This window comes from Rugamonas rubra, from assembly GCF_900114705.1.
Lineage (GTDB): Bacteria > Pseudomonadota > Gammaproteobacteria > Burkholderiales > Burkholderiaceae_D > Rugamonas > Rugamonas rubra.
Map to the genome: position 1 here is coordinate 334,491 of NZ_FOTW01000004.1, position 20,758 is coordinate 355,248.

Consider the following 20,758-nt stretch of genomic DNA (forward strand, 5'->3'; position numbering starts at 1 on the left):
CACAGCGAGACAAGAACCACCATTCCCGAATTGACCACCCCCTGAGAGCGCCACCACCCATGTCCAACTCAAGCCCCACCACCGCGCTCGACGCCGAGGCGCTGTACGCCACGCTGCTGGCGCAATTGAAGACCGGCCTGGCCGGCGCCAGCGACGTCGCCATCGTCGGCATCCACTCCGGCGGCGCCTGGCTGGCCGAGCGGCTCGCCGCCGACCTCGGCCTGACCGCCCGCTTCGGCGTCATCGACGTCTCCTTCTACCGCGACGACTTCGCCGAGAAGGGCCTGCACGCCGACATCAAGCCGACCCAGATCGGCTTCGACGTCAACGCCGCCACCCTGGTGCTGGTCGACGACGTGCTCTACACCGGCCGCACCACCCGCGCCGCCATCAACGAGCTGTTCGACTACGGCCGCCCGGCGCGCATCATGCTGGCCGCCCTGGTCGACCGTGGCGGCCGCCAGCTGCCGGTGGCCGCCGACTTCGTCGCCGCCACCGTCGCCGTGGCCGAGGGCCAGGCGCTGGTGCTCGGCCGCGCCGCAGACGGAACATTCACGCTAACCATAGACGACGACCATGCTTAATCCGCAACTGAATAAACACGGCGAACTCCAGCACCTGTTGACCATCGAGGGCCTGCCCAAGGCCATCGTCAACCACATCCTGGACACCGCCTCCTCCTTCGTCGGCATCTCCGACCGCGACGTCAAGAAGGTGCCGCTGATGCGCGGCAAGAGCGTCTTCAACCTGTTCTTCGAGAACTCGACGCGCACCCGAACCACCTTCGAGATCGCCTCCAAGCGCCTGTCGGCCGACGTCATCAACCTGAACATCCAGGCCTCCTCGGCCAGCAAGGGCGAGTCGCTGCTCGACACCATCGACAACCTGTCGGCCATGCACGCCGACATGTTCGTGGTGCGCCACGCCCAGTCCGGCGCGCCTTACCTGATCGCCAAGCATTTGATCGACACCAAGCAGCCGCACGTCCACGTGGTCAACGCCGGCGACGGCCGCCACGCCCACCCGACCCAGGGTCTGCTGGACATGTACACCATCCGCCACTACAAGAAGGACTTCACCAATTTGACGGTGGCGATCGTCGGCGACATCCTGCACAGCCGGGTGGCGCGTTCCGACATCCACGCCCTGACCACGCTGGGCGTGCCGGAAGTGCGGGCGATCGGTCCGCACACCCTGCTGCCGGGCGGCCTCGAGCAGATGGGCGTGCGCACCTTCACCAACATGGACGAGGGTCTGAAGGGCGTCGACGTGATCATCATGCTGCGCCTGCAGAACGAGCGCATGAGCGGCGCGCTGCTGCCGTCGGCGCAGGAATACTTCAAGAGCTACGGCCTGACGCCGGAGCGGCTGGCGCTGGCCAAGCCGGACGCCATCGTCATGCACCCGGGCCCGATGAACCGTGGCGTCGAGATCGACTCGGCGGTGGCGGACGGCCCGCAGGCAGTGATCCTGCCGCAGGTCACCTTCGGCATCGCGGTGCGGATGGCGGTAATGAGCATTTTGGCAGGAAACCAAGGATGAAACTACATATCAAGAACGGCCACCTGGTCGACCCGGCCAACGCCATCGACGCCCCCCACGACCTGTTCATCGCCGACGGCAAGATCGTCGCGGTGGGCGCCGCGCCGGCCGGCTTCACGGCCGAGCGCACCATCGACGCCGCCGGCCTGGTGGTCGCGCCCGGCTTCGTCGACCTGTCGGCGCGGCTGCGCGAACCGGGCTACGAATACAAGGCCACGCTCGAGTCCGAGCTGCAGGCGGCCATGCAGGGCGGCGTCACCAGCCTGGTCTGCCCGCCCGACACCGACCCGGTGCTCGACGAGCCCGGCCTGGTGGAGATGCTCAAGCACCGCGCCAAGACGCTCAACCTGGCCAACGTCCACCCGCTGGGCGCGCTGACCGTCGGCCTGAAGGGCCAGGCGCTGACCGAGATGGCCGAGCTGACCGAGGCCGGCTGCATCGGCTTCGCCCAGGCCGAGGAGCCGATCGAGGACACCACCGTGCTGCTGCGCGCCATGCAGTACGCCAAGACCTTCGAATACACCGTCTGGCTGCGCCCGCAGGACGCCCACATCGGCCGTGGCGGCATCGCCCACGCCGGCCCGCTGGCCTCGCGCCTGGGCCTGTCGGGCGTGCCGGTGATGTCCGAGACCATCGCCCTGCACACCATCTTCGAGCTGATGCGCTCGACCGGCGCGCGGGTCCACCTGTGCCGCATGTCCTCGGCCGCCGGCCTCGAACTGGTGCGCGCCGCCAAGCGCGAGGGCCTGCCGGTCACCTGCGACGTCGGCGCCCACCACATCCACCTGACCGACGCCGACATCGGCTTCTTCGACTCGAACGCCCGCGTCACGCCGCCGTTCCGCAGCCAGCGCGACCGCGACGCGATCCGCGCCGGCCTGCTCGACGGCACCGTCGACGCGCTGTGCTCGGACCACACCCCGGTCGACGACGACGAGAAGCTGCTGCCCTTCGGCGAGGCCTCGCCCGGCGCCACCGGCCTCGAGCTGCTACTGTCGCTGGCGCTGAAGTGGGCCGACGACTACGCCGCCGGCCAGCCCGACGGCGGCGTGCGGCCGCTGGCCCGCGCCGTCGGCAAGATCAGCGCCGATCCGGCCCGCGTCGCCGGCCTGGCCAGCGGCACGCTGTCGGTCGGCGCGGTGGCCGACGTCTGCCTGTTCGACCCGGCCGCGCGCTGGACCGTGGCGGCCTCGGCCCTGGCCAGCCAGGGCAAGCACACGCCCTTCCTCGGCTACGAGCTGAGCGGGCAGGTGCGCGCCACCATCGTCGCCGGCCACGTCGCCTTCGAACGCGCAGCCGCGCGCTAAGCCTTCCCGGGCTCAACCCCGGGGCCGCCGGCCGGCGCCTTCCGCCATGGCGGAGGGCGGCGCCGGCCCGCGGCCCCGGCGCTTTTTGTGTGGTGTGATTTGAAAATTAAGCTGATGTTCCGCCTGGCGCGGGTGATGTGCCACGTCTTCGCCGGCATGGCCACCTGCGCCGTGGTGTTCCCCTGGATAGGCGCCGACAAGCGCAACGGCCACATCCGCCGCTGGTCGCGCCAGTTGATGGCGATGTGCAATGTGACGGTCGAGCAGGCGGCCAACGGCCAGGCCATCCTGCCACGGGCGATGATGGTGGCCAACCACGTCTCCTGGTTGGACATCTTCGTCATCAATTCCCTGTACCCCTGCCGCTTCGTCGCCAAGGCCGAGATCCGCGCCTGGCCGCTGCTCGGCTGGCTGGCGCAGCAGGCCGGCACCGTGTTCATCTCGCGCGGCAGCCGGCGCGACCTGCGCCACATCTTCAAGGGCCTGGTGCACAGCCTGCAGGCCGGCGAGCGGGTCGCCTTCTTCCCCGAGGGAACCACGGCGGTGCAGGGCAGCCTGCTGCCCTTCCACGCCAACCTGTTCGAGGCCGCCATCGACGCCAAGGCGCCGGTGCAGCCGCTGGCGCTGGCCTATGTCGACCCGGCCGGGCGGCCGCACGGCGCCATCGACTTCGTCGGCGAGATGAGCTTCGCCGAGAGCCTGGTGATGATCCTCGGCGGCGCCCCGGTGACGGCGCGGCTGAGCTGCCTGGCCGGCATACCCAGCGACGGCGCCCACCGCCGCGAGCTGGCCGAGGCGGCCCACGCCGCCGTCGCCGGCGCGCTCGGCATCGCCCCGGCCGCCGCGCACACGCCGCCGGTCTAGTTCTTGCCGCCCGGCTGCTGGTAGGACGGGCAGGGCACCTGCAACAGCGCGCGGTCGTGCAGGCGCACCGCCGTCAGCTGGCCGCCCCAGACGCAGCCGCTGTCGAGGCCGATCAAGTTCGGCCGCAGCAGCAGGCCCAGCGCCGACCAGTGGCCGAAGGCCACCGTGTCGTTCTCGGTCCGCCGGCCGGGCACCTCGAACCAGGGCATCAGGCCCGAGCCCTCGGGCGCCGTGCCGCTCTCCTTCATCTTGAAATCCATCACGCCGGCGGCGTCGCAAAAGCGCAGCCGCGTCATCGCGTTGACGACGACGCGCAGCCGCGCCGCGTCCTGCAGCGCCTCGTCCCAGGCGGCCGGCGCGTTGCCGTACATGCCGCCGAGGAAGCCGGCCAGGTCGGCGCCGCGCAGCCGCGCCTCGACCTCGCCGGCCAACGCCAAGGCCTGCGCCTTGCTCCACTGCGGCAGCACGCCGGCGTGCACCAGCAGGTGGCCGTCGGCCTCGATGGCCAGCGGGCGCCGGCGCAGCCAGTCGATCAACTCGTCGCGGTCGGGCGCGGCGAGGATGGCGTCCAGGGTGTCGGACGGGTGCGGCGGGCGGATGCCGTGGGCCACCGCCAGCAGGTGCAGGTCGTGGTTGCCCAGCACGCTGTCGACCCGCCCGCCGCTGGCCTCGGCCAGCGCGCGCACGTGGCGCAGGGTGGCCAGCGAGTCGGGGCCGCGGTTGATCAGGTCGCCGGCGAACAGGATGCGCGGCGCGGCCGCGCCGCCTTCCGTCGCGGCGATGCGCTCGAGCAGGGCCACGGTCTGCGCGTGGCAGCCTTGCAGGTCGCCGATCACATAGGTGCTGCGTTGCATCATGTTTTCCCAGTGTGTGAATTAAGGAATAGTCTGGTAAAAAGACCGATATTTTTTAGCGGCAATGCTCCAGTTTCACCTAAAATCATGCATACAACTGATTTAACATGCCGGACGGGATACTAAATGATTTTTGTGACAGGCGGGGCTGGTTTCATCGGTTCGAATTTCGTGCTCGACTGGCTGGCCCAGTCCGACGAGGCGGTGCTGAACTTCGATAAATTGACATACGCGGGCAATCTGAACAACCTCGCCTCGCTGAAGGGCGACGCGCGCCACCTGTTCGTGCGCGGCGACATCTGCGACAAGGACACGGTGCTGGCTCTGTTGCTGGAACATAAGCCGCGCGCCATCGTCCACTTCGCGGCGGAGAGCCACGTCGACCGCTCCATCCTCGGCCCGGGCGAGTTCATCAACACCAACATCAACGGCACCTTCAGCCTGCTCGAGGCGGCCCGCGCCTACTGGGGCGGCTTGGCCGAGGCCGACAAAACCGCCTTCCGCTTCCTGCACGTCTCCACCGACGAGGTGTACGGCACGCTGGGGCCGGACGACGCGCCGTTCAGCGAGACCACCGCGTTCGCGCCGAACAGCCCGTACTCGGCCTCGAAGGCGGCCTCCGACCACCTGGTGCGCTCCTACCACCACACCTACGGCCTGCCGACGGTGACGACGAACTGCTCGAACAACTACGGCCCCTACCACTTCCCGGAAAAACTGATCCCGCTGATCATCGCCAACGCCCAGGCCGGCAAACCGCTGCCCATCTACGGCGACGGCCAGCAGGTGCGCGACTGGCTGTATGTGAGCGACCACTGCGCGGCGATCCGCCGGGTGCTGGCGGAGGGCCGCCTGGGCGAGACCTACAACGTGGGCGGCTGGAACGAGATGGCCAACCTCGACGTGGTGCACACCCTGTGCGACATGCTCGACCAGCTCAAGCCGCGCGCCGACGGCGCCAGCTACCGCGCCCAGATCAGCTATGTGAAGGACCGTCCCGGCCACGACCGCCGCTACGCCATCGACGCGCGCAAGCTGGAGCGCGAACTGGGCTGGAAACCGGCCGAGACCTTCCAGAGCGGCATCGCCAAGACCGTCCAGTGGTATCTGGACCACCAGGAATGGGTCGCCGACGTGCAGTCGGGCGGCTATGCCAACTGGGTCGCCGCCAACTATTTCAACCGGGAGAACCCACAATGAGCGACGCCATCCACACCCGCAAGGGCATCATCCTGGCCGGCGGTTCGGGCACCCGGCTGTATCCGGTGACGATGAGCGTGTCCAAGCAGCTGCTGCCGATCTACGACAAGCCGATGATCTACCACCCGCTGACCACGCTGATGCTGGCCGGCATGCGCGAGATCCTGATCATTTCGACGCCGCAGGACACGCCGCGCTTCCAGGACCTGCTGGGCGACGGCAGTCAGTGGGGCATCCAGCTGAGCTATGCGGTGCAGCCCTCGCCGGACGGCCTGGCGCAGGCCTTCATCATCGGCAAGGAGTTCGTCGGCGACTCGCCGTCGGCCCTGATCCTGGGCGACAACATCTACTATGGCAACGACCTCGACGCCCTGCTGCGCAGCGCCGCCGAGCGCGGCCATGGCGCCACCGTCTTCGCCTACCACGTGCAAGACCCGGAGCGCTACGGCGTGGTCGAGTTCAACGCCGAGCGCCAGGCCGTCAGCATCGAGGAGAAGCCGCTCGAGCCGAAGTCGAACTACGCCGTCACCGGCCTGTACTTCTACGACCAGCAGGTGTGCGACATCGCCGCCAGCATCCAGCCCTCGGCCCGTGGCGAGCTGGAGATCACCGACGTCAACCGGGTCTACCTGGAGCGCCAGCAATTGAACGTCGAGCTGATGGGGCGCGGCATGGCCTGGCTCGACACCGGCACCCACGACTCCTTGCTCGACGCCTCGCAGTTCATCGCCACCATCGAGAAACGCCAGGGCCTGAAGGTCGCCTGCCCGGAGGAGATCGCCTACCGCAAGGGCTATATCGACGCCGCCCAGCTGCGCAGGCTGGCCGAGCCCTTGAAGAAGAACAACTACGGCCAATACCTGCTGCAAATTCTTGAAGACAAGGTCATTCCACGATGAAGACGATTGCGACCCCGCTGGCCGGCCTGGTCCTGCTCGAGCCGCGCGTGTTCGGCGACGAACGCGGCTTCTTCTACGAGAGCTTTAACGCCCGCACTTTCGCCGAGTTGACCGGCGTGACGGCCGCCTTCGTGCAGGACAACCATTCGCGCTCGGCCAGGAACGTGCTGCGCGGCCTGCACTACCAGATCGAGCAGGCCCAGGGCAAGCTGGTGCGGGTGAGCAGCGGCGCGGTGTTCGACGTCGCCGTCGACCTGCGCAAGAGCTCGGCCACCTTCGGCCAGTGGTACGGCGTCGAGCTGTCGGCCGACAACAAGCGCCAGCTGTGGATTCCACCCGGCTTCGCCCACGGCTTCATGGTCACCAGCGAGCACGCCGAGTTCCTCTACAAGACCACCGACTACTGGGCCCCCGAGCACGAGCGCGCCGTGTTGTGGAACGACCCGGCGATCGGCATCGAGTGGCCGCTGGACGGCGCGCCGCTGCTGTCCGGCAAGGACCAGGCCGCCGTGCCGCTGGCCGAGGCCGAGGTGTTCGCATGAAAATCCTGCTGACCGGATGCAGCGGCCAGGTCGGCTACGAGCTCGAGCGCAGCCTGCAGGGCCTGGGCGAGGTGGTCGCGGTCGACCGCGCGCGCATGGACCTGGCCGACCTGGACCAGGTGCGCGCCGTCATCCGCGAGGTGCGGCCCGGCCTGATCGTCAACCCGGCCGCCTACACGGCGGTCGACCAGGCCGAGCGCGAGCCCGAGCTGGCGTTCCGCGTCAACGCCGAGGCGCCGGGCGTGATGGCCGAGGAGTGCCGGCGCTTGGGCGCGGCGCTGGTGCACTACTCGACCGACTACGTGTTCGACGGCACGCAGGCCGGCCCCCGCGTCGAGTCCGACGCCACCGGCCCGATCAACGTCTACGGCCGCAGCAAGCTGGCCGGCGAGCAGGCCATCGCGGCGGCCGGCATCCGGCATCTGATCCTGCGCACCAGCTGGGTCTACGGCATGCGCGGCAAGAACTTCCTGCTGACCATGCTGCGCCTGGCGCGCGAGCGCGACGAGCTGCGCGTGGTCGCCGACCAGCACGGCGCGCCGACCTGGAGCCGCAGCATCGCCGACAGCACGGCACTGATCCTGGCCCAGGCCCAGGCCGGCGGCGCCGACTGGTGGCAGCGCCACGGCGGCACCTACCACCTGAGCAGCCAGGGCCAGACCACCTGGTTCGAATTCACCCAGGCCATCCTGGCCGAGGCGCAGATCGACTGCCGCCTGCTGCCCATCAGCACTGCCGAGTATCCGCTGCCGGCGCCCCGCCCGCAGAACTCGGTGCTCTCGTCCGAGCGCCTGATGGGCCAGTTCTGCCGCCTGCCGCACTGGCGCGAGGCGCTGCGCCTGTGCCTGAAGTAGCGGGCAGGGGAGGCGGCGGCGCGCCCAGTTGTATCGATTGGTAAGCGTCGGCCGCGCGGCCGGCGCGGTTTGTTAGAATCCGCGCATTCAACGCCGTCAACCAGTCGCTTTGCCCGAATTGGGAATTGCCGATTGCCGAATCCGGTACAATCGCGGCTTGGCGTGCCGATAATAAAGTGTCAAGGCACGGGATAATCGCCACATCGTATGGTGTTGCCGGGGCGTCAGCGCGGCCGGCATTTTTGTACTGATAAAAATAATGTTTTCTTTTTTACTGAGCTTTGTCGCCTCCGCGCTGCTGACGCTGTTGGTCATCAAGGAGTCGCGCCTGCACGGCCCGGCGCTGGACGACGACTTCCAGGCGGTGCAGAAGGTCCATTCGCATTCGGTGGCGCGGATCGGCGGCCTGTCGATCTTTCTCTCGGTGGCGCTCGGCTGCGCCATTTCCGCCTGGCGCGTGCCGGCCATGGCCGGCCTGCTGATCCCCCTGCTCGGCTGCGCCAGCGTGGCCTTCGTCGGCGGCATCGTCGAGGACTACACCGGCCGCGTCAGCGCGACCCGGCGCCTGGTGCTGACCATGCTCGCCGCGCTGATGGGTTACTACCTGCTCGACGCCCGCGTCGACCGCATCGACTGGGCCTTCTCGGCCTGGCAGCTGCAATACATGTGGCTGACCCTGCCGCTGACGGTGCTGGCGGTGGCCGGCATCGCCAACGCCGTCAACATCATCGACGGCTTCAACGGCCTGGCCAGCGTGGTCACCATCTGCATGCTGCTCTCGCTCGGCTATGTCGCGCTGCAGGTCAATGACATGTTCGTGCTGGTGGCCGCGCTGATGGTGGCCGGCGCCACCGCCGGCTTCCTGGTGTGGAACTACCCGGTCGGCCTGATCTTCCTCGGCGACGGCGGCGCCTATTTCATCGGCTTCATGCTGGGCGAGCTGGCCCTGCTGCTGGTGATGCGCAACCCGCAGGTGTCGACCTGGTACGCCGCGCTGCTGCTGCTCTACCCGACCTTCGAAACCCTGTTTTCGGTGTATCGGCGCATGTTTGTGCGCGGCAAATCGCCGGCCATGCCCGACGGCATACATTTGCACAGCCTGATCTTCCGCCGCATCGTGCAATGGGCGGTCGGCCGCAAGGAGGCGCGCGCCTTAATGCGGCGCAATTCGCTGACCTCGCCCTATTTGTGGATGTTTTCGCTGATGGCGGTGATTCCGGCCACGGTATTCTGGCGCCACACCTGGGTGTTAATGGTGTTCTGCCTGTTGTTTATCGTCAGTTATATCTGGCTGTATGTACGCATTGTCCGTTTCAAGGCGCCGCGCTGGATGATACGACACAAGAGGAACTAGTATCCGGCGCGCTTTGTAGTATATTTATATCGTCAACGGTTTTAATGGTTTCACCACCTTTTAAAAGGAAGCAAAGATGGATCTATCCAATTTGTCGGCGGCCGATTTGCGCAATCTGCAGGAACAAATCAAACGCGAATTAAAAAAACGTGAATCGCAGGACCAGGCCAAGGCGCGCGAGCAGATATTCGCCATCGCGCAAAGCGTCGGCGTCCCGCTGAAGGACTTGATCGGTAACGGCGTGCGCGCCAAGACCGGCACGGTGGCGCCGCGCTACCGCAATCCGGCCGACGCCAGCCAGCAATGGACCGGCCGAGGCCGCCAGCCGAAGTGGGTCAAGGAATGGGTCGACGCCGGCAAAGCGATCGATTTGCTGCGCCTCTGAGCGCGTTTCCCACGCGCCGATGAGGCGGCGGGGCTTGCCTGCCGCTGGCATCGCACTTACTATATCAATGTTGTGCCCGTGAACTGCGCGGGCCGCCACTCTTTTCCCCATCCATCCAGCGGGCCAGACCCGCGCCGGCGGCGCCGCCGCGGCGCGTCTGCCGCATCACGTGAATTCAAACACCATGGTTTCCCTGTCAAAAACGATCTTTAAAGCTTACGACATCCGCGGCATCATCGACCAGACACTGGACGCCGGCGTGGCCCGGCAGATCGGTCTGGCCTTCGGCCAAGCCGCGCTGGCCAAGGGACAGACCAAGGTGGTGATCGGCCGCGACGGCCGCCTGTCCGGCCCCGAGCTGGCCGCCGCGCTGGCCCAGGGCCTGCAGGCCGCCGGCGTCGACGTGGTCGACCTGGGCGTGGTGGCCACGCCGATGGTCTACTTCGGCACCAACGTGCTCGACGCCCAGTCCGGCATCATGGTCACCGGCAGCCACAACCCGCCCAACTACAACGGCTTCAAGATGGTGCTGGCCGGCGAGGCCATCCACGGCGAGGCGATCACCTCGCTGCACCAGCGCATCGTCGAGCACGGCGGCGACGAGGCGGCCCAGCCGGGCGGCTACAGCACCCACGACATCCGCGCCGCCTACCTGCAGCGCATCATCGGCGACGTCAAGCTGGCGCGGCCGATCAAGCTCGCCGTCGACTGCGGCAACGGCGTGGCCGGCGCCTTCGCCGGCGACCTGTTCCGTGGCATGGGTTGCGAGGTCGTCGAGCTGTTCTGCGAGGTCGACGGCAACTTCCCCAACCACCATCCCGACCCGGCCCATCCGGAGAACCTGCAGGACCTGATCCGCTGCCTGGCCGAGACCGACGCCGAGATCGGCATCGCCTTCGACGGCGACGGCGACCGCCTCGGCGTGGTCACCAAGGACGGCCAGATCATCTATCCGGACCGCCAGATGATGTTGTTCGCCGCCGACGTGCTGACGCGCCATCCGGGCGAGCAGATCCTCTACGACGTCAAGTGCACGCGCCACCTGGCGCCGTGGATCAGCCAGCACGGCGGCCGTCCGCTGATGTACAAGACCGGCCACTCGCTGGTCAAGGCCAAGCTGCGCGAGACCGGCGCCCCGCTGGGCGGCGAGATGAGCGGCCACATCTTCTTCAAGGACCGCTGGTACGGCTTCGACGACGGCCTGTACGCCGGCGCCCGCCTGCTCGAGATCCTGACCCGCGAGAGCGACCCGTCGGCCCTGCTGAACGGCCTGCCGCAGTCCGACAGCACGCCCGAGCTGCACCTGGAGCTCAAGGAGGGCGAGAACGTCGCCCTGATGGACAAGCTGCGCAGCGACGCCGTGTTCCCCGGCCACGAGCAGATCATCACCATCGACGGCCTGCGCGTCGAGTACGCCGACGGCTTCGGCCTGGCGCGCTCGTCGAACACCACGCCGGTGATCGTCATGCGCTTCGAGGCCGAGACGCCGGCCGCGCTGGCGCGCATCCAGGGCCAGTTCAAGAGCGTGATCCTGGCCGCCAAGCCGGACGCGGTGCTGCCGTTCTAAGCGCCATGGTTTCCCCGGCCGCGCGCGCGGGCGGCCCCCGGCCGCTGAACATCCTGCTGGTGCGCGTCTCCTCGCTGGGCGACGTGCTGCACAACCTGCCGATGGTGGCCGACATCGCCCGCCACTGCCCCGACGCCAACATCGACTGGGTGGTGGAGGAGGGCTTTGTCAGCCTGGTGCGGCAGAACGGCCGGGTGCGCAACATCATCCCGTTCGCGCTGCGGCGCTGGCGCAAGAGCCTGGGCAAGCCCGGGACGCGCGCCGAGATGAAGGCCTTCTGGCGCCGCCTGCGCGAGCAGCAGTACGACTACGTGTTCGACACCCAGGGCCTGCTCAAGACCGGCGCCATCATGGGCATGGCGCGGGTGGTCAAGGGCGGCCGCAAGGTCGGCCTGGCCAACGGCAGCGAGGGCTCCGGCTACGAGGGCGTCTCGCGCATCTTCCACAGCGAGAGCGTGCCGACCGATCCGCGCACCCACGCGGTGGCGCGCGGCCGCCTGGTGGCCGGCGCGGCGCTCGGCTACTCGGTCGACACGCCGGCCGACTTCGGCCTGCCGGCGCTGGACGCCGGCGCGCCCCGGCCGGACTGGATGCCGGCCGAACCCTACGCCGTCTACTTCCACGGCACCGCCCGCGACGCCAAGAAGTGGCCGGCGCAGCACTGGATAGAACTGGGCCGCCAATTAGCACCTATGCCCATCCTGCTGCCCTGGGGCTCGGCCAAGGAAAAGGCCGAGGCCGAACAACTGGCCGCCGGCCTGCCCAACGCCCGCCTGCTGCCCAAGCTGAGCATGGCCGAGGCGGTGCTGCTGGCGCGCCACGCCGCGCTGGCGGTGGGCGTCGACACCGGCCTGACCCACATCGCCGCCGCCTTCACGGTGCCGACGGTGGAGATCTACGTCGACTCGCCGCGCTGGAAGACCGAGGGCAACTGGTCGCCGAAGATCATCAACCTGGGCGACCAGGGCGCGCCGCCCGGCGTGGCCGAGGTGGCCGCCGCCGCCAAGAGTCTACTGGCCTGAGCATGCGCACCTTCTATTCCGTGATGTGGTGGCTGGCCCTGCCGCTGGTGTTGGCGCGGCTGTGGCTGCGCGGCCGCAAGGAGCCGGGCTACCGCGCCCACTGGGGCGAGCGGCTGGGTTGCTATGGCCGTGCCGCCGCCGCCACCGCCAGCGCAGCCGGTTCCACCGCCAATCTTGGCGCGGCCGGCGCCGATTCCCGCCGCACCGGCGCGGCGATGCCGACGATCTGGCTGCACGCCGTGTCGGTCGGCGAAACGCGCGCCGCCGAGCCGCTGGTCGACGCCCTGCTGGCCGCCTATCCGCAACACCGCATCGTGTTGACCCATATGACGCCGACCGGCCGCGCCACCGGCGCCACGCTGTTCGCCCGCCATGGCGCGCGGCTGGTGCAGTCCTACCTGCCATACGACACGGCGACCATGGTGCGCCGCTTCCTGCGCCACTTCGCGCCGCAGATCTGCATCCTGATGGAGACCGAGGTGTGGCCCAACCTGATCGCCGAGTGCGGCCGGGGCGGCGTGCCGGTGGTGCTGGCCAACGCCCGCCTGTCCCAGCGCTCGCTGCGCAAGGCCGGCCGCTTCGGCCGCCTGCTGCTCGACGCCGCGCGCGGCATCACGCTGGTGGCGGCGCAGACCGAGGCCGACGCCGCGCGCGTGGCCACGCTGGGCGCGCCGCGCGTCGAGGTCACCGGCAGCATCAAGTTCGACGTCGTGGTGCCGGCCGCCGCGCTGGCCACCGGCGCCGCGCTGCGCGGCCACATCGGCGGCCGTCCGGTGCTGCTGTGCGCCAGCACGCGCGAGGGCGAGGAGGCGCTGATACTGGACGCCTTCCAGCAGGCCCGCGAGGCCCTGCCGGCCGACGTGCTGCTGCTGCTCGTGCCGCGCCATCCGCAGCGCTTCGACGAGGTGGAGAAGCTGGTCGCCGAGCGCGGCCTGCCGGTCGAGCGGCGCAGCAAGCTGGCGCTCGACGGCGCCGCGCTGCCGGTCCACGTGGCGGTGCTGCTGGGCGACTCGATGGGCGAGATGTTCGCCTACTACGCCGCCTGCGACTGCGCCTTCGTCGGCGGCAGCCTGCTGCCGCTGGGCGGACAGAACCTGATCGAGCCGGCGGCGCTGGGCAAGCCGGTGCTGATCGGCCCGCACACCTTCAATTTCGCCGTGGTGACGGAGGACGCGCTGGCCGCCGGCGGCGCCCTGCGCGTGGCCGACGCCGCCGAGCTGATGGCCGGGACGGCGCGCCTGCTCGGCGACGCCGCCGCCCGCGCCGACATGGGCCGGCGCGCACTGGCCTTCGCCAACCAGCACCGTGGCGCCACCGCGCGCACGCTGGCCTTGCTGCGGACGTTATTGCCGTCTGGCTAAACATACGAACGTTCCAGCCAACAGCAAGTGCTTGCTGGGCTTGCAATTGCCTTTTTTAGATCCTAAGCTGGATATCGCCTCCAAGTTTTAAAACGCCAGGCGTTTTTGGAGCGATTGGAAAAGGAGGCACACATGAACGCATTCCCTGCGCACGTTTCCCACCACGAACGTGAAGTCGCGGAGTTGCGGGCTGATCGGGAGCTGGCTGTCGAGTATCTGAGGCTTGCCGTGCAGTCGCTCGAACACACCGACGAGCGGGTGGGCGGGATGTTGGCGCTGTCGGCGCTAGCCGAAGCTTACGGCGATTTGGCCATATTGGCGGTCGATGCGGGAGTCGTGGACGCGCCGCTGTATCGCTTACTGGCGCGTTCAGGCGTGCCTCAGTTCAATACTCCTGCAGAATACGAAACTTGGTTTGGCCAGCAAATGCACAAGTTGACGTTGGACCCTGGTGCCTGCGTGAAATCGGCATGATCCTTCATTAAGCTGGTCCGCCGCCCGCCCGCTTTGCTGCTGCCGCGCTGAGTCCGTTTCCCCGGGCGGCTAGGCTGAGTCCGCTTGGGAGCGCTCCCCGGTCCCTCCGCCGCATACTATTCTATTCCTCCCGCCGAGTCCGGCGGCCGGCCTGTCGCCCGTTCTTACACACGGCGCCATGCGGTGGCCCCACGCAGGCCTGCGCCGCCGCGCCGCGACAGGCGCGCGGCCGATTGGCACCCTTTATGCTCGTCTGTGCTGTCCGCCGCCGCCGCCGTTCCGGCCCGGCGGGACGGGACCAACGATGGAGTTCAAAGGAGAAAAAAATGAAAACGCGATGGCTACGCAGTTTGTCGGCGCTGCTGCTGGGTCTGCCCTTGGCGGCGCCGCTGCAGGCGACTGAGATTCTGTTGAACGGCGGCTTTGAAACGGGCGACTTCACCGGCTGGAACGTCGGCCCCAATCCCGGGGCGGGAGGCTGCGACCAGCCTTGGACCGTCGCCGCCAGCGGTTCGGAGTGCCAGCCGCTGGGCGCGCCGGTGGGCGGCTTCGGCGCCTACACCTCGCTTGACGGCAGCGGTCCGCTGACCCGCACCATCAGCCAATCCTTCGTCCTGGCCGGGTTGTCGGCGGCGACCCTGGCCTGGTCGGAGGCGGCCCAGGTGGACAATTTCGGCAGCCTGCCGAGGGAGTTTTCGATCGACTTGCGCGACGCCGGCAATGTGTTGATCGCCAACCTGTACAACGAGGCGTTCGCCGCCGGGGCGAGTACCGGCTTCGGCTTGACCGCGCACAGCCTGGACCTGAGCGCGCTGCTGGCGGCGCATGTCGGCGAGAATCTGAACATCGCCTTCAGCACCATCGTGCCGGAGAACTTCGCCGGCCCGGCCGGTTTTCTGCTCGACGCGGTGTCGCTCGACGTCACGGCGGCGGTGCCGGAGCCGGCCAGCCTGCCCCTGCTGGCCATCGGCGCGGCGGCGGCGGCCTGCGCGGCGCGCCGCCCCCGTTCCAGCTAGCCGAACAGCACCGGCAGCTCCTGCGCGCGTTTGCGCAGCAGCTGCTTGGCCTCCTCGTATTCGGGGTAGATGGTGCCGACGGTGTCCCAGAAGCGGGCGCTGTGGTTCATCTCCAGCAGGTGCGACAGCTCGTGCGCCACCACGTAGTCGATCAGCGGCAGCGAGAAGTGCACCAGGCGCCAGTTCAGGCGGATCTTGCGGTCGACCGTGCAGGAGCCCCAGCGCGTGCCGGCCGAGGACAGCGCGAACGAGTGGTAGCGCACGCCCAGCCGGGCCGCGTACAAATCCAGGCGCTGCTCGAACAGCTGGCGCGCCTCCAGCTGCAGCCAGGCGCGCACACGCTCCTTGAGCAGCAGCTCGGTGGCGCCGGGCACCAGCACCATCGACAGCTCGCGCGTGGCCGGGTTGTAGCTGCTGCGGTTGCGCCCGCCCACCAGCAGGCGCAGCACGATCTCGCCACCCAGGTAGGGCAGGGTGGCGCCGTCGACCCATTCCACCGGCGGCTTTTCCAGCCGCGCCGCGCGGCGCTCGCGCCGCTCGTGCAGCTTGCTGAGGATCCAGGCCTGCTTGGTGCGGATGGCGTTGTCGACCTCGGCGATGCTGATGCGCTTGGGCGCGGTGACGCGCAGGCCGTCGTCGTCGATCATGAAGCCGATCGAGCGGCGCGTCGAGCGGCGCAGTGTGTATTCGAGGACGAACTGGCCGACCAGCAGTTGGCGCTTGGGCGCGGCGTCGGGCGGCGGCGGCGGCGCCACGGCGGGCGGCTTGCGCGGCACCGGTGGTGGCGATTGCGGGAAGGGCGTGGAGGTCGGCGCGGTGGCGCGCGGTGCGGCGGGAAAGGCGGAGTCGGGTTCGCGCAGCAGTTGGGCCGGCGCCGGGTGGGCCGGCAAGGCGGTGCGCTGCCACAAGTTGGGGGGTGACGGCGGGGCCGGCGTCGCCTGGGCCGGCAATGCGGCGGCCGGCGCGGCCGCGCCGGTCTGCCCGAACAGGTCGAGCTGCGAAGCGTCGTCCGGCGCCGCGGCGGCTGCCGGCCGGACTACGCTCGCGATGTCATCTAGCCAGCGTTGTAGGCGTGGGGCGAAATGACGTGCATTTCTGATTCTATCCAATTTTCCACCTGTTGCATCAAGCTGTCCGGTGTGTGCCCGGCCGAAGGAATCGGTTTGCCGATCGACACCGTGATCAGGCCGGGACGCTTAATAAACGAATTCTTGGGCCAGCATTCGCCGGAGTTGTGGGCGATCGGCACCACCACCGCGCCGGTCTCGATGGCCAAACGCGTGCCACCGCTCTTGTATTTGCCCTTTTGTCCGACCGGGATGCGGGTCCCCTCGGGGAACATGATAATCCATTGGCCGTCGGCGAGGCGACGTTTACCGTGGGTGACCACGTGTTTGAAGGCGTTTTTGCCTTGTTTGCGGTCGATCGGGATCATGCGCAGCAGCGCCATGGCCCAGCCGAAGAAGGGAATGTACAAAATCTCCTTCTTGAAGACGAACACCAGCGGGCGCGGCATGCTGGGCAGCAGGAAGATGGTCTCCCAGGCCGACTGGTGCTTCGACAGCACGACGGCCGGCGCGTCGGGGAAGTTCTCGGCGCCCTTGATCTCGTAGCGGATGCCGCAAATGACCTTGGCGCACCAGATGATGAACACGTTCCAGCGCGAGGTGACGTAGAAGCGCTGGTTGTACGGCAGCGGCGCGACCAGGAAGCAGACGCAGGCCCAGACGATGGTGGCCACCGTCATGATGGTCATGAACAGCAGGGAACGCAGGAACAGGAAGGTATGGCGCAATGCGGACTCCGGAATTATTTTTTTGGTTGGTTCAGTTGACGACGTGCAGCGCGGGCGCCGCGCCGGTCTTGAGCAGGTGGTTGACCATCGCCGCCAGGTCTGGGAAGACCATGGTGCCGGGCGGCAGGCCGCCGGTGCTGTGGGTCTTCTCGCCCTTGCCGGTCAACACCAGGTAGGGCACGCAGCCGCTGACGAAGCCGGCCTGCAGGTCGCGCAGCGAGTCGCCGACGGTGGGCACGCCCTTCAGGCTGACCTGGTAGCGCTTGGAGATCTCGGCGAACATGCCGGGCTTGGGTTTACGGCAGTCGCAGCTGTCGGCCGCCGCGTGCGGGCAGAAGAAGATGGCGTCGATGGTGGCGCCGACCTGCTGCGCCAGCAAATGCATCTTCTGGTGGATGGCGTTGAGGATGCTCATGTCGAAGTACTCGCGGGCGATGCCCGACTGGTTCGACGCCACCACCACCCGGTAGCCCGCCTGGTTCAGGCGGGCGATCGCTTCGAGCGAACCGGGAATGGCTTGCCACTCGGCGGGCGACTTGATGAAGTCCGGCGAGTCATGGTTGATCACGCCGTCGCGATCCAGAATGATCAGTTTCATGGCCGGCGCTCCCATTTATGCCGCCAGTTTGGAGATGTCGGCGACGCGGTTCATCATGCCGTGCAGCGAGGACAACAGCGCCAGGCGGTTGTTGCGCAGGGCGACATCCTCGGCCATCACCATGACGTCGTTGAAGAAGGCGTCGACGTCGTCGCGCAGCTGGGCCAGCGTTTTCAGCGTGTCGGCGAAGTCGCCGGCGGCGAAGGCGGCGTCGACCAGCGGCTGCACGCGCAGCACGGCGGCGGCCAGGTTCTTCTCGGCCGTGTCGACCAACAGCGCGGGGTTGACGCCGACGTTGCCGGAGGCGGTGAGCGCCTCCTCGTTCTTCTTCAGGATGTTGGTGATGCGCTTGTTGGCGGCGGCCAGCGAGGCGCTCTCGGGCAGCGCGGCGAAGGCCTGCACGGCCTCCAGGCGCTGCACGATGTCGTCCAGGCGGTCCGGGTTCTGCGCCACCACGGCCTCGATCTCGTTGGGCGAGAAGCCGCGCTCGCGCAGGATGCCGCGCAGGCGGTCGATCATGAAGGTGTAGATCTCGGCCGACGGGTCCTTGAAGCCGGCGACGAATTCGAACATCTGCGCGGCGGTCGACAGCAGCGCGCCGATCGAGATCGCCAGGCGCTTCTCGATCAGCATGCGCAGCACGCCGAGGGCGTGGCGGCGCAGCGCGAACGGGTCCTTGTCGCCGGTCGGCGCCAGGCCGATGGCCCAGATGCCGACCAGGGTTTCCAGTTTGTCGGCCAGCGCCACGGCGGTGCCGGTGACGGTGCTCGGCAGGCTGTCGCCGGCGAAGCGCGGCTGGTAGTGCTCGGAGGCGGCCAGCGCCACGTCCTCGTGCTCGCCGTCGTTGCGGGCGTAGTAGGTGCCCATGATGCCCTGCAGCTCGGGGAACTCGCCGACCATGTCGGTCACCAGGTCGGCCTTGGACAGCTTGGCGGCGCGGATCGCCAGCGCGGCGTCGCCGCCGATCAGGCCGGCGATGTGGCCGGCCAGCGCGGCGACGCGCTCGCCGCGCGCGGCCTGGGTGCCCAGCTTGTTGTGGTAGACGATCTTGTCGAGCAGCGGCAGGCGCGATTCCAGCGTCTTCTTCTTGTCCTGCTCGAAGAAGAACTTGGCGTCGGCCAGGCGCGGACGCACCACGCGCTCGTTGCCGCCGACGATGGCGGCCGGCGTCGCCGTCTCGATGTTGGAGACGATCAGGAAGCGCGAGCGCAGCTTGCCGGCGCTGTCGGTCAGGGCGAAGTACTTCTGGTTGGTCTGCATGGTCAGGATCAGGCATTCCTGCGGCACGGCGAGGAACTCGTCCTCGAAGCGGCACTCGTAGACCACCGGCCATTCGACCAGCGCGGTGACCTCGTCGAGCAGGGCCTCGGGCATCAGCACCTGGTCGGCGCCGGCCTTCTCCAGCAGGGCGGCGCGGATCTTCTCCTTGCGCTGCTCGATGCTGGCGATGACCTTGCCTTCGGAGGCCAGGGTGGCGGCGTAGCTGTCGGCGTCGGCGATGACGATCTTCTTGCTGCCGTCGGCCATCAGGAAGCGGTGGCCCAGGCTGGTGTTGGAGGCGGCCAGGCCGAGCAGGGTCAGCGGCAGCACGGCGGCGCCGTGCAGGGCGATCAGGCTGTGCGCCGGGCGGACGAACTGCACGGTGGTGCCGTCGGGGCGCTGGTAGCTCATCAGCTTGGGAATCGGCAGCTTGGCGGCGGACTCCTCCAGCGCGGCCTGCAGGCCGCTGTGCAGCGCGCTGCCGGCGGCGGTGTGGGTGTAGAAGAAGCTCTCGGCCTTGCCGTCGACGGCGCGTTCCAGCTCGGCCACGGTGAGTTCGGGGAAGCCCAGCGCGGCCAGTTTCTTGGCCAGCGGCGCGGTGGCGTTGCCGTTGGCGTCGAGCGCGACGCTGACCGGCAGGACTTTCTCGCGGATCGCCTTGTCGGGCGAGGTGGCGCGCACCTTGGTGATCGACACGGCCAGGCGGCGCGGCGAGGCGAACGAGGTGGCGACGCTGTCGGCCTCGAGGAAGTCGCGCGCTTTCAGGCCGTTGACGATGCCGGCGGCGAAGGCGGCGCCCAGTTTGGCCAGCGCCTTCGGCGGCAGCTCTTCGGTCAGCAGTTCGATGAGGAGGGTCTGGTTCATATTGTTCATATTCTGTGGGGCTTAGGCTGCTGCCGCTGCGGTGCCGAGCATGGGGAAGCCCAGGCGTTCGCGCGAGTCGTAGTAGGCTTGCGCGACCAGGCGCGACAAGGTGCGCACGCGGCCGATGTAGGCGGCGCGCTCGGTGACGGAGATGGCGCCACGGGCGTCGAGCATGTTGAAGCTGTGCGAGGCCTTCATGATCTGCTCGTAGGCCGGCAGGGTCAGCTGCAACTCGATCAGGCGCTTGGCCTCGGACTCGTGGTTGGCGAACTGGGCGAACAGCAGATCGGTGTTGGCGTGCTCGAAGTTATAGGTCGACTGCTCGACCTCGTTCTGGTGGAACACGTCGCCGTAGGTCAGCTTCTTGCTGATACCGTTTTCTTCCCACTCGGTCCAGACCAGGTCGTAGACGTTCTCGACGCCCTGCAGATACATGGCCAAACGCTCGATGCCGTAGGTGATCTCGCCCAGCACCGGCTTGCAATCGAGGCCGCCGACCTGCTGGAAGTAGGTGAACTGGGTCACCTCCATGCCGTTCAACCAGACTTCCCAACCCAGGCCCCAGGCGCCCAGGGTCGGGCTTTCCCAGTCGTCCTCGACGAAGCGCACGTCGTTCTGCTGCAAGTCCAGGCCTAGCGCGGCCAGCGAACCGAGGTACAGGTCGAGGATGTTTTCCGGCGCCGGCTTGAGCACCACCTGGTATTGGTAGTAGTGCTGCATGCGGTTCGGGTTCTCGCCGTAGCGGCCGTCCTTGGGGCGGCGCGACGGCTGCACGTAGGCGGCGCGCCAAGGCTCGGGTCCGATCGCGCGCAGGAAGGTGCCGGTGTGGAAGGTGCCGGCGCCGACTTCCATGTCGTAGGGCTGGAGCAGGGCGCAGCCTTGCTTGTCCCAGTAGGTTTGCAAGGTCAGAATGATTTGTTGAAATGTGAGCATCTTGTTTGGTCGGTAGGGCGCAGCGCTGCGCGAGCGGTTGCAGGTTCGCTAAAGCGGCTAATTTTAG

At 68.2% G+C, this 20,758-nt stretch carries 21 protein-coding genes; 15 read left to right on the top strand and 6 right to left on the bottom strand.

Annotated elements, in window-relative coordinates; translation table 11 throughout:
- The first annotated feature begins 59 nt into the window (after window positions 1-59).
- The 4 genes from pyrR (at window position 60) to BM252_RS01540 (ending at window position 3,713) form a co-directional block, all read left to right on the top strand.
- Entirely contained in the window at window positions 60-584 is a 525-nt protein-coding gene (pyrR, locus tag BM252_RS01525; protein ID WP_093382664.1) for a bifunctional pyr operon transcriptional regulator/uracil phosphoribosyltransferase PyrR, read from the top strand.
- Window positions 577-1,542 (top strand): aspartate carbamoyltransferase catalytic subunit, encoded by a 966-nt coding sequence (locus tag BM252_RS01530; protein ID WP_093382667.1) that lies wholly within the window; start codon window positions 577-579, stop codon window positions 1,540-1,542. Before pyrR ends, BM252_RS01530 begins: the two co-directional genes overlap by 8 nt.
- On the top strand, window positions 1,539-2,849 hold the full coding sequence (locus BM252_RS01535; protein WP_093382670.1) for a dihydroorotase: 1,311 nt from the start codon (window positions 1,539-1,541) through the stop codon (window positions 2,847-2,849). Before BM252_RS01530 ends, BM252_RS01535 begins: the two co-directional genes overlap by 4 nt.
- Before the next feature lie 99 nt (window positions 2,850-2,948).
- Entirely contained in the window at window positions 2,949-3,713 is a 765-nt protein-coding gene (locus BM252_RS01540; RefSeq protein ID WP_245774029.1) for a lysophospholipid acyltransferase family protein, read from the top strand.
- Here the strand turns inward: BM252_RS01540 and BM252_RS01545 are convergent.
- Entirely contained in the window at window positions 3,710-4,570 is an 861-nt protein-coding gene (locus tag BM252_RS01545; RefSeq protein ID WP_245774030.1) for a symmetrical bis(5'-nucleosyl)-tetraphosphatase, read from the bottom strand. The genes BM252_RS01540 and BM252_RS01545 overlap by 4 nt on opposite strands.
- Before the next feature lie 123 nt (window positions 4,571-4,693).
- On the opposite strand from BM252_RS01545, the gene rfbB reads away from it, so the two are divergent.
- The 11 genes from rfbB (at window position 4,694) to BM252_RS01600 (ending at window position 15,241) form a co-directional block, all read left to right on the top strand.
- A complete protein-coding gene (gene rfbB / locus BM252_RS01550; RefSeq protein ID WP_093382676.1) occupies window positions 4,694-5,767 on the top strand; it encodes a dTDP-glucose 4,6-dehydratase in 1,074 nt (357 codons plus the stop codon).
- Window positions 5,764-6,666, top strand: coding sequence for a glucose-1-phosphate thymidylyltransferase RfbA (gene rfbA / locus BM252_RS01555; RefSeq protein ID WP_093382679.1), 903 nt, complete (start codon window positions 5,764-5,766; stop codon window positions 6,664-6,666). Before rfbB ends, rfbA begins: the two co-directional genes overlap by 4 nt.
- On the top strand, window positions 6,663-7,208 hold the full coding sequence (gene rfbC / locus BM252_RS01560; RefSeq protein ID WP_093382682.1) for a dTDP-4-dehydrorhamnose 3,5-epimerase: 546 nt from the start codon (window positions 6,663-6,665) through the stop codon (window positions 7,206-7,208). The genes rfbA and rfbC overlap by 4 nt, the downstream gene beginning before the upstream one ends.
- Window positions 7,205-8,062, top strand: coding sequence for a dTDP-4-dehydrorhamnose reductase (rfbD, locus tag BM252_RS01565; protein ID WP_093382685.1), 858 nt, complete (start codon window positions 7,205-7,207; stop codon window positions 8,060-8,062). Before rfbC ends, rfbD begins: the two co-directional genes overlap by 4 nt.
- Before the next feature lie 259 nt (window positions 8,063-8,321).
- A complete protein-coding gene (locus BM252_RS01570) occupies window positions 8,322-9,416 on the top strand; it encodes an MraY family glycosyltransferase (protein ID WP_093382688.1) in 1,095 nt (364 codons plus the stop codon).
- A 76-nt stretch (window positions 9,417-9,492) separates the two neighbouring features.
- Window positions 9,493-9,801 (top strand): H-NS histone family protein, encoded by a 309-nt coding sequence (locus BM252_RS01575; protein ID WP_093382691.1) that lies wholly within the window; start codon window positions 9,493-9,495, stop codon window positions 9,799-9,801.
- Between the two features lie 184 nt (window positions 9,802-9,985).
- The gene (locus BM252_RS01580; RefSeq protein ID WP_093382694.1) at window positions 9,986-11,368 is read left to right on the top strand and encodes a phosphomannomutase/phosphoglucomutase; all 1,383 of its coding nucleotides are present in this window, start codon (window positions 9,986-9,988) and stop codon (window positions 11,366-11,368) included.
- 5 nt (window positions 11,369-11,373) lie between these two features.
- Entirely contained in the window at window positions 11,374-12,390 is a 1,017-nt protein-coding gene (gene waaC, locus BM252_RS01585) for a lipopolysaccharide heptosyltransferase I (protein ID WP_093382696.1), read from the top strand.
- Between the two features lie 2 nt (window positions 12,391-12,392).
- Entirely contained in the window at window positions 12,393-13,751 is a 1,359-nt protein-coding gene (gene waaA, locus BM252_RS01590) for a lipid IV(A) 3-deoxy-D-manno-octulosonic acid transferase (protein WP_093382699.1), read from the top strand.
- A 132-nt stretch (window positions 13,752-13,883) separates the two neighbouring features.
- The gene (locus tag BM252_RS01595) at window positions 13,884-14,225 is read left to right on the top strand and encodes a hypothetical protein (RefSeq protein ID WP_093382702.1); all 342 of its coding nucleotides are present in this window, start codon (window positions 13,884-13,886) and stop codon (window positions 14,223-14,225) included.
- 326 nt (window positions 14,226-14,551) lie between these two features.
- Window positions 14,552-15,241, top strand: a complete 690-nt coding sequence (locus BM252_RS01600; protein WP_174900379.1) for a PEP-CTERM sorting domain-containing protein — start codon at window positions 14,552-14,554, stop codon at window positions 15,239-15,241.
- Here the strand turns inward: BM252_RS01600 and BM252_RS01605 are convergent.
- The 5 genes from BM252_RS01605 to glyQ form a co-directional block, all read right to left on the bottom strand.
- Window positions 15,238-16,104 (bottom strand): M48 family metallopeptidase, encoded by an 867-nt coding sequence (locus BM252_RS01605; protein ID WP_425442252.1) that lies wholly within the window; start codon window positions 16,102-16,104, stop codon window positions 15,238-15,240. The two genes, BM252_RS01600 and BM252_RS01605, sit on opposite strands and share 4 nt — an antisense overlap.
- A 191-nt stretch (window positions 16,105-16,295) precedes the next feature.
- A complete protein-coding gene (locus BM252_RS01610; protein WP_093382708.1) occupies window positions 16,296-17,036 on the bottom strand; it encodes a lysophospholipid acyltransferase family protein in 741 nt (246 codons plus the stop codon).
- A gap of 31 nt (window positions 17,037-17,067) precedes the next feature.
- Window positions 17,068-17,634, bottom strand: a complete 567-nt coding sequence (gene gmhB / locus BM252_RS01615) for a D-glycero-beta-D-manno-heptose 1,7-bisphosphate 7-phosphatase (protein ID WP_093383271.1) — start codon at window positions 17,632-17,634, stop codon at window positions 17,068-17,070.
- A 15-nt stretch (window positions 17,635-17,649) separates the two neighbouring features.
- Entirely contained in the window at window positions 17,650-19,758 is a 2,109-nt protein-coding gene (gene glyS / locus BM252_RS01620; RefSeq protein ID WP_093382711.1) for a glycine--tRNA ligase subunit beta, read from the bottom strand.
- A 21-nt stretch (window positions 19,759-19,779) separates the two neighbouring features.
- A complete protein-coding gene (gene glyQ / locus BM252_RS01625; RefSeq protein ID WP_093382714.1) occupies window positions 19,780-20,691 on the bottom strand; it encodes a glycine--tRNA ligase subunit alpha in 912 nt (303 codons plus the stop codon).
- Window positions 20,692-20,758 lie beyond the last annotated feature (67 nt).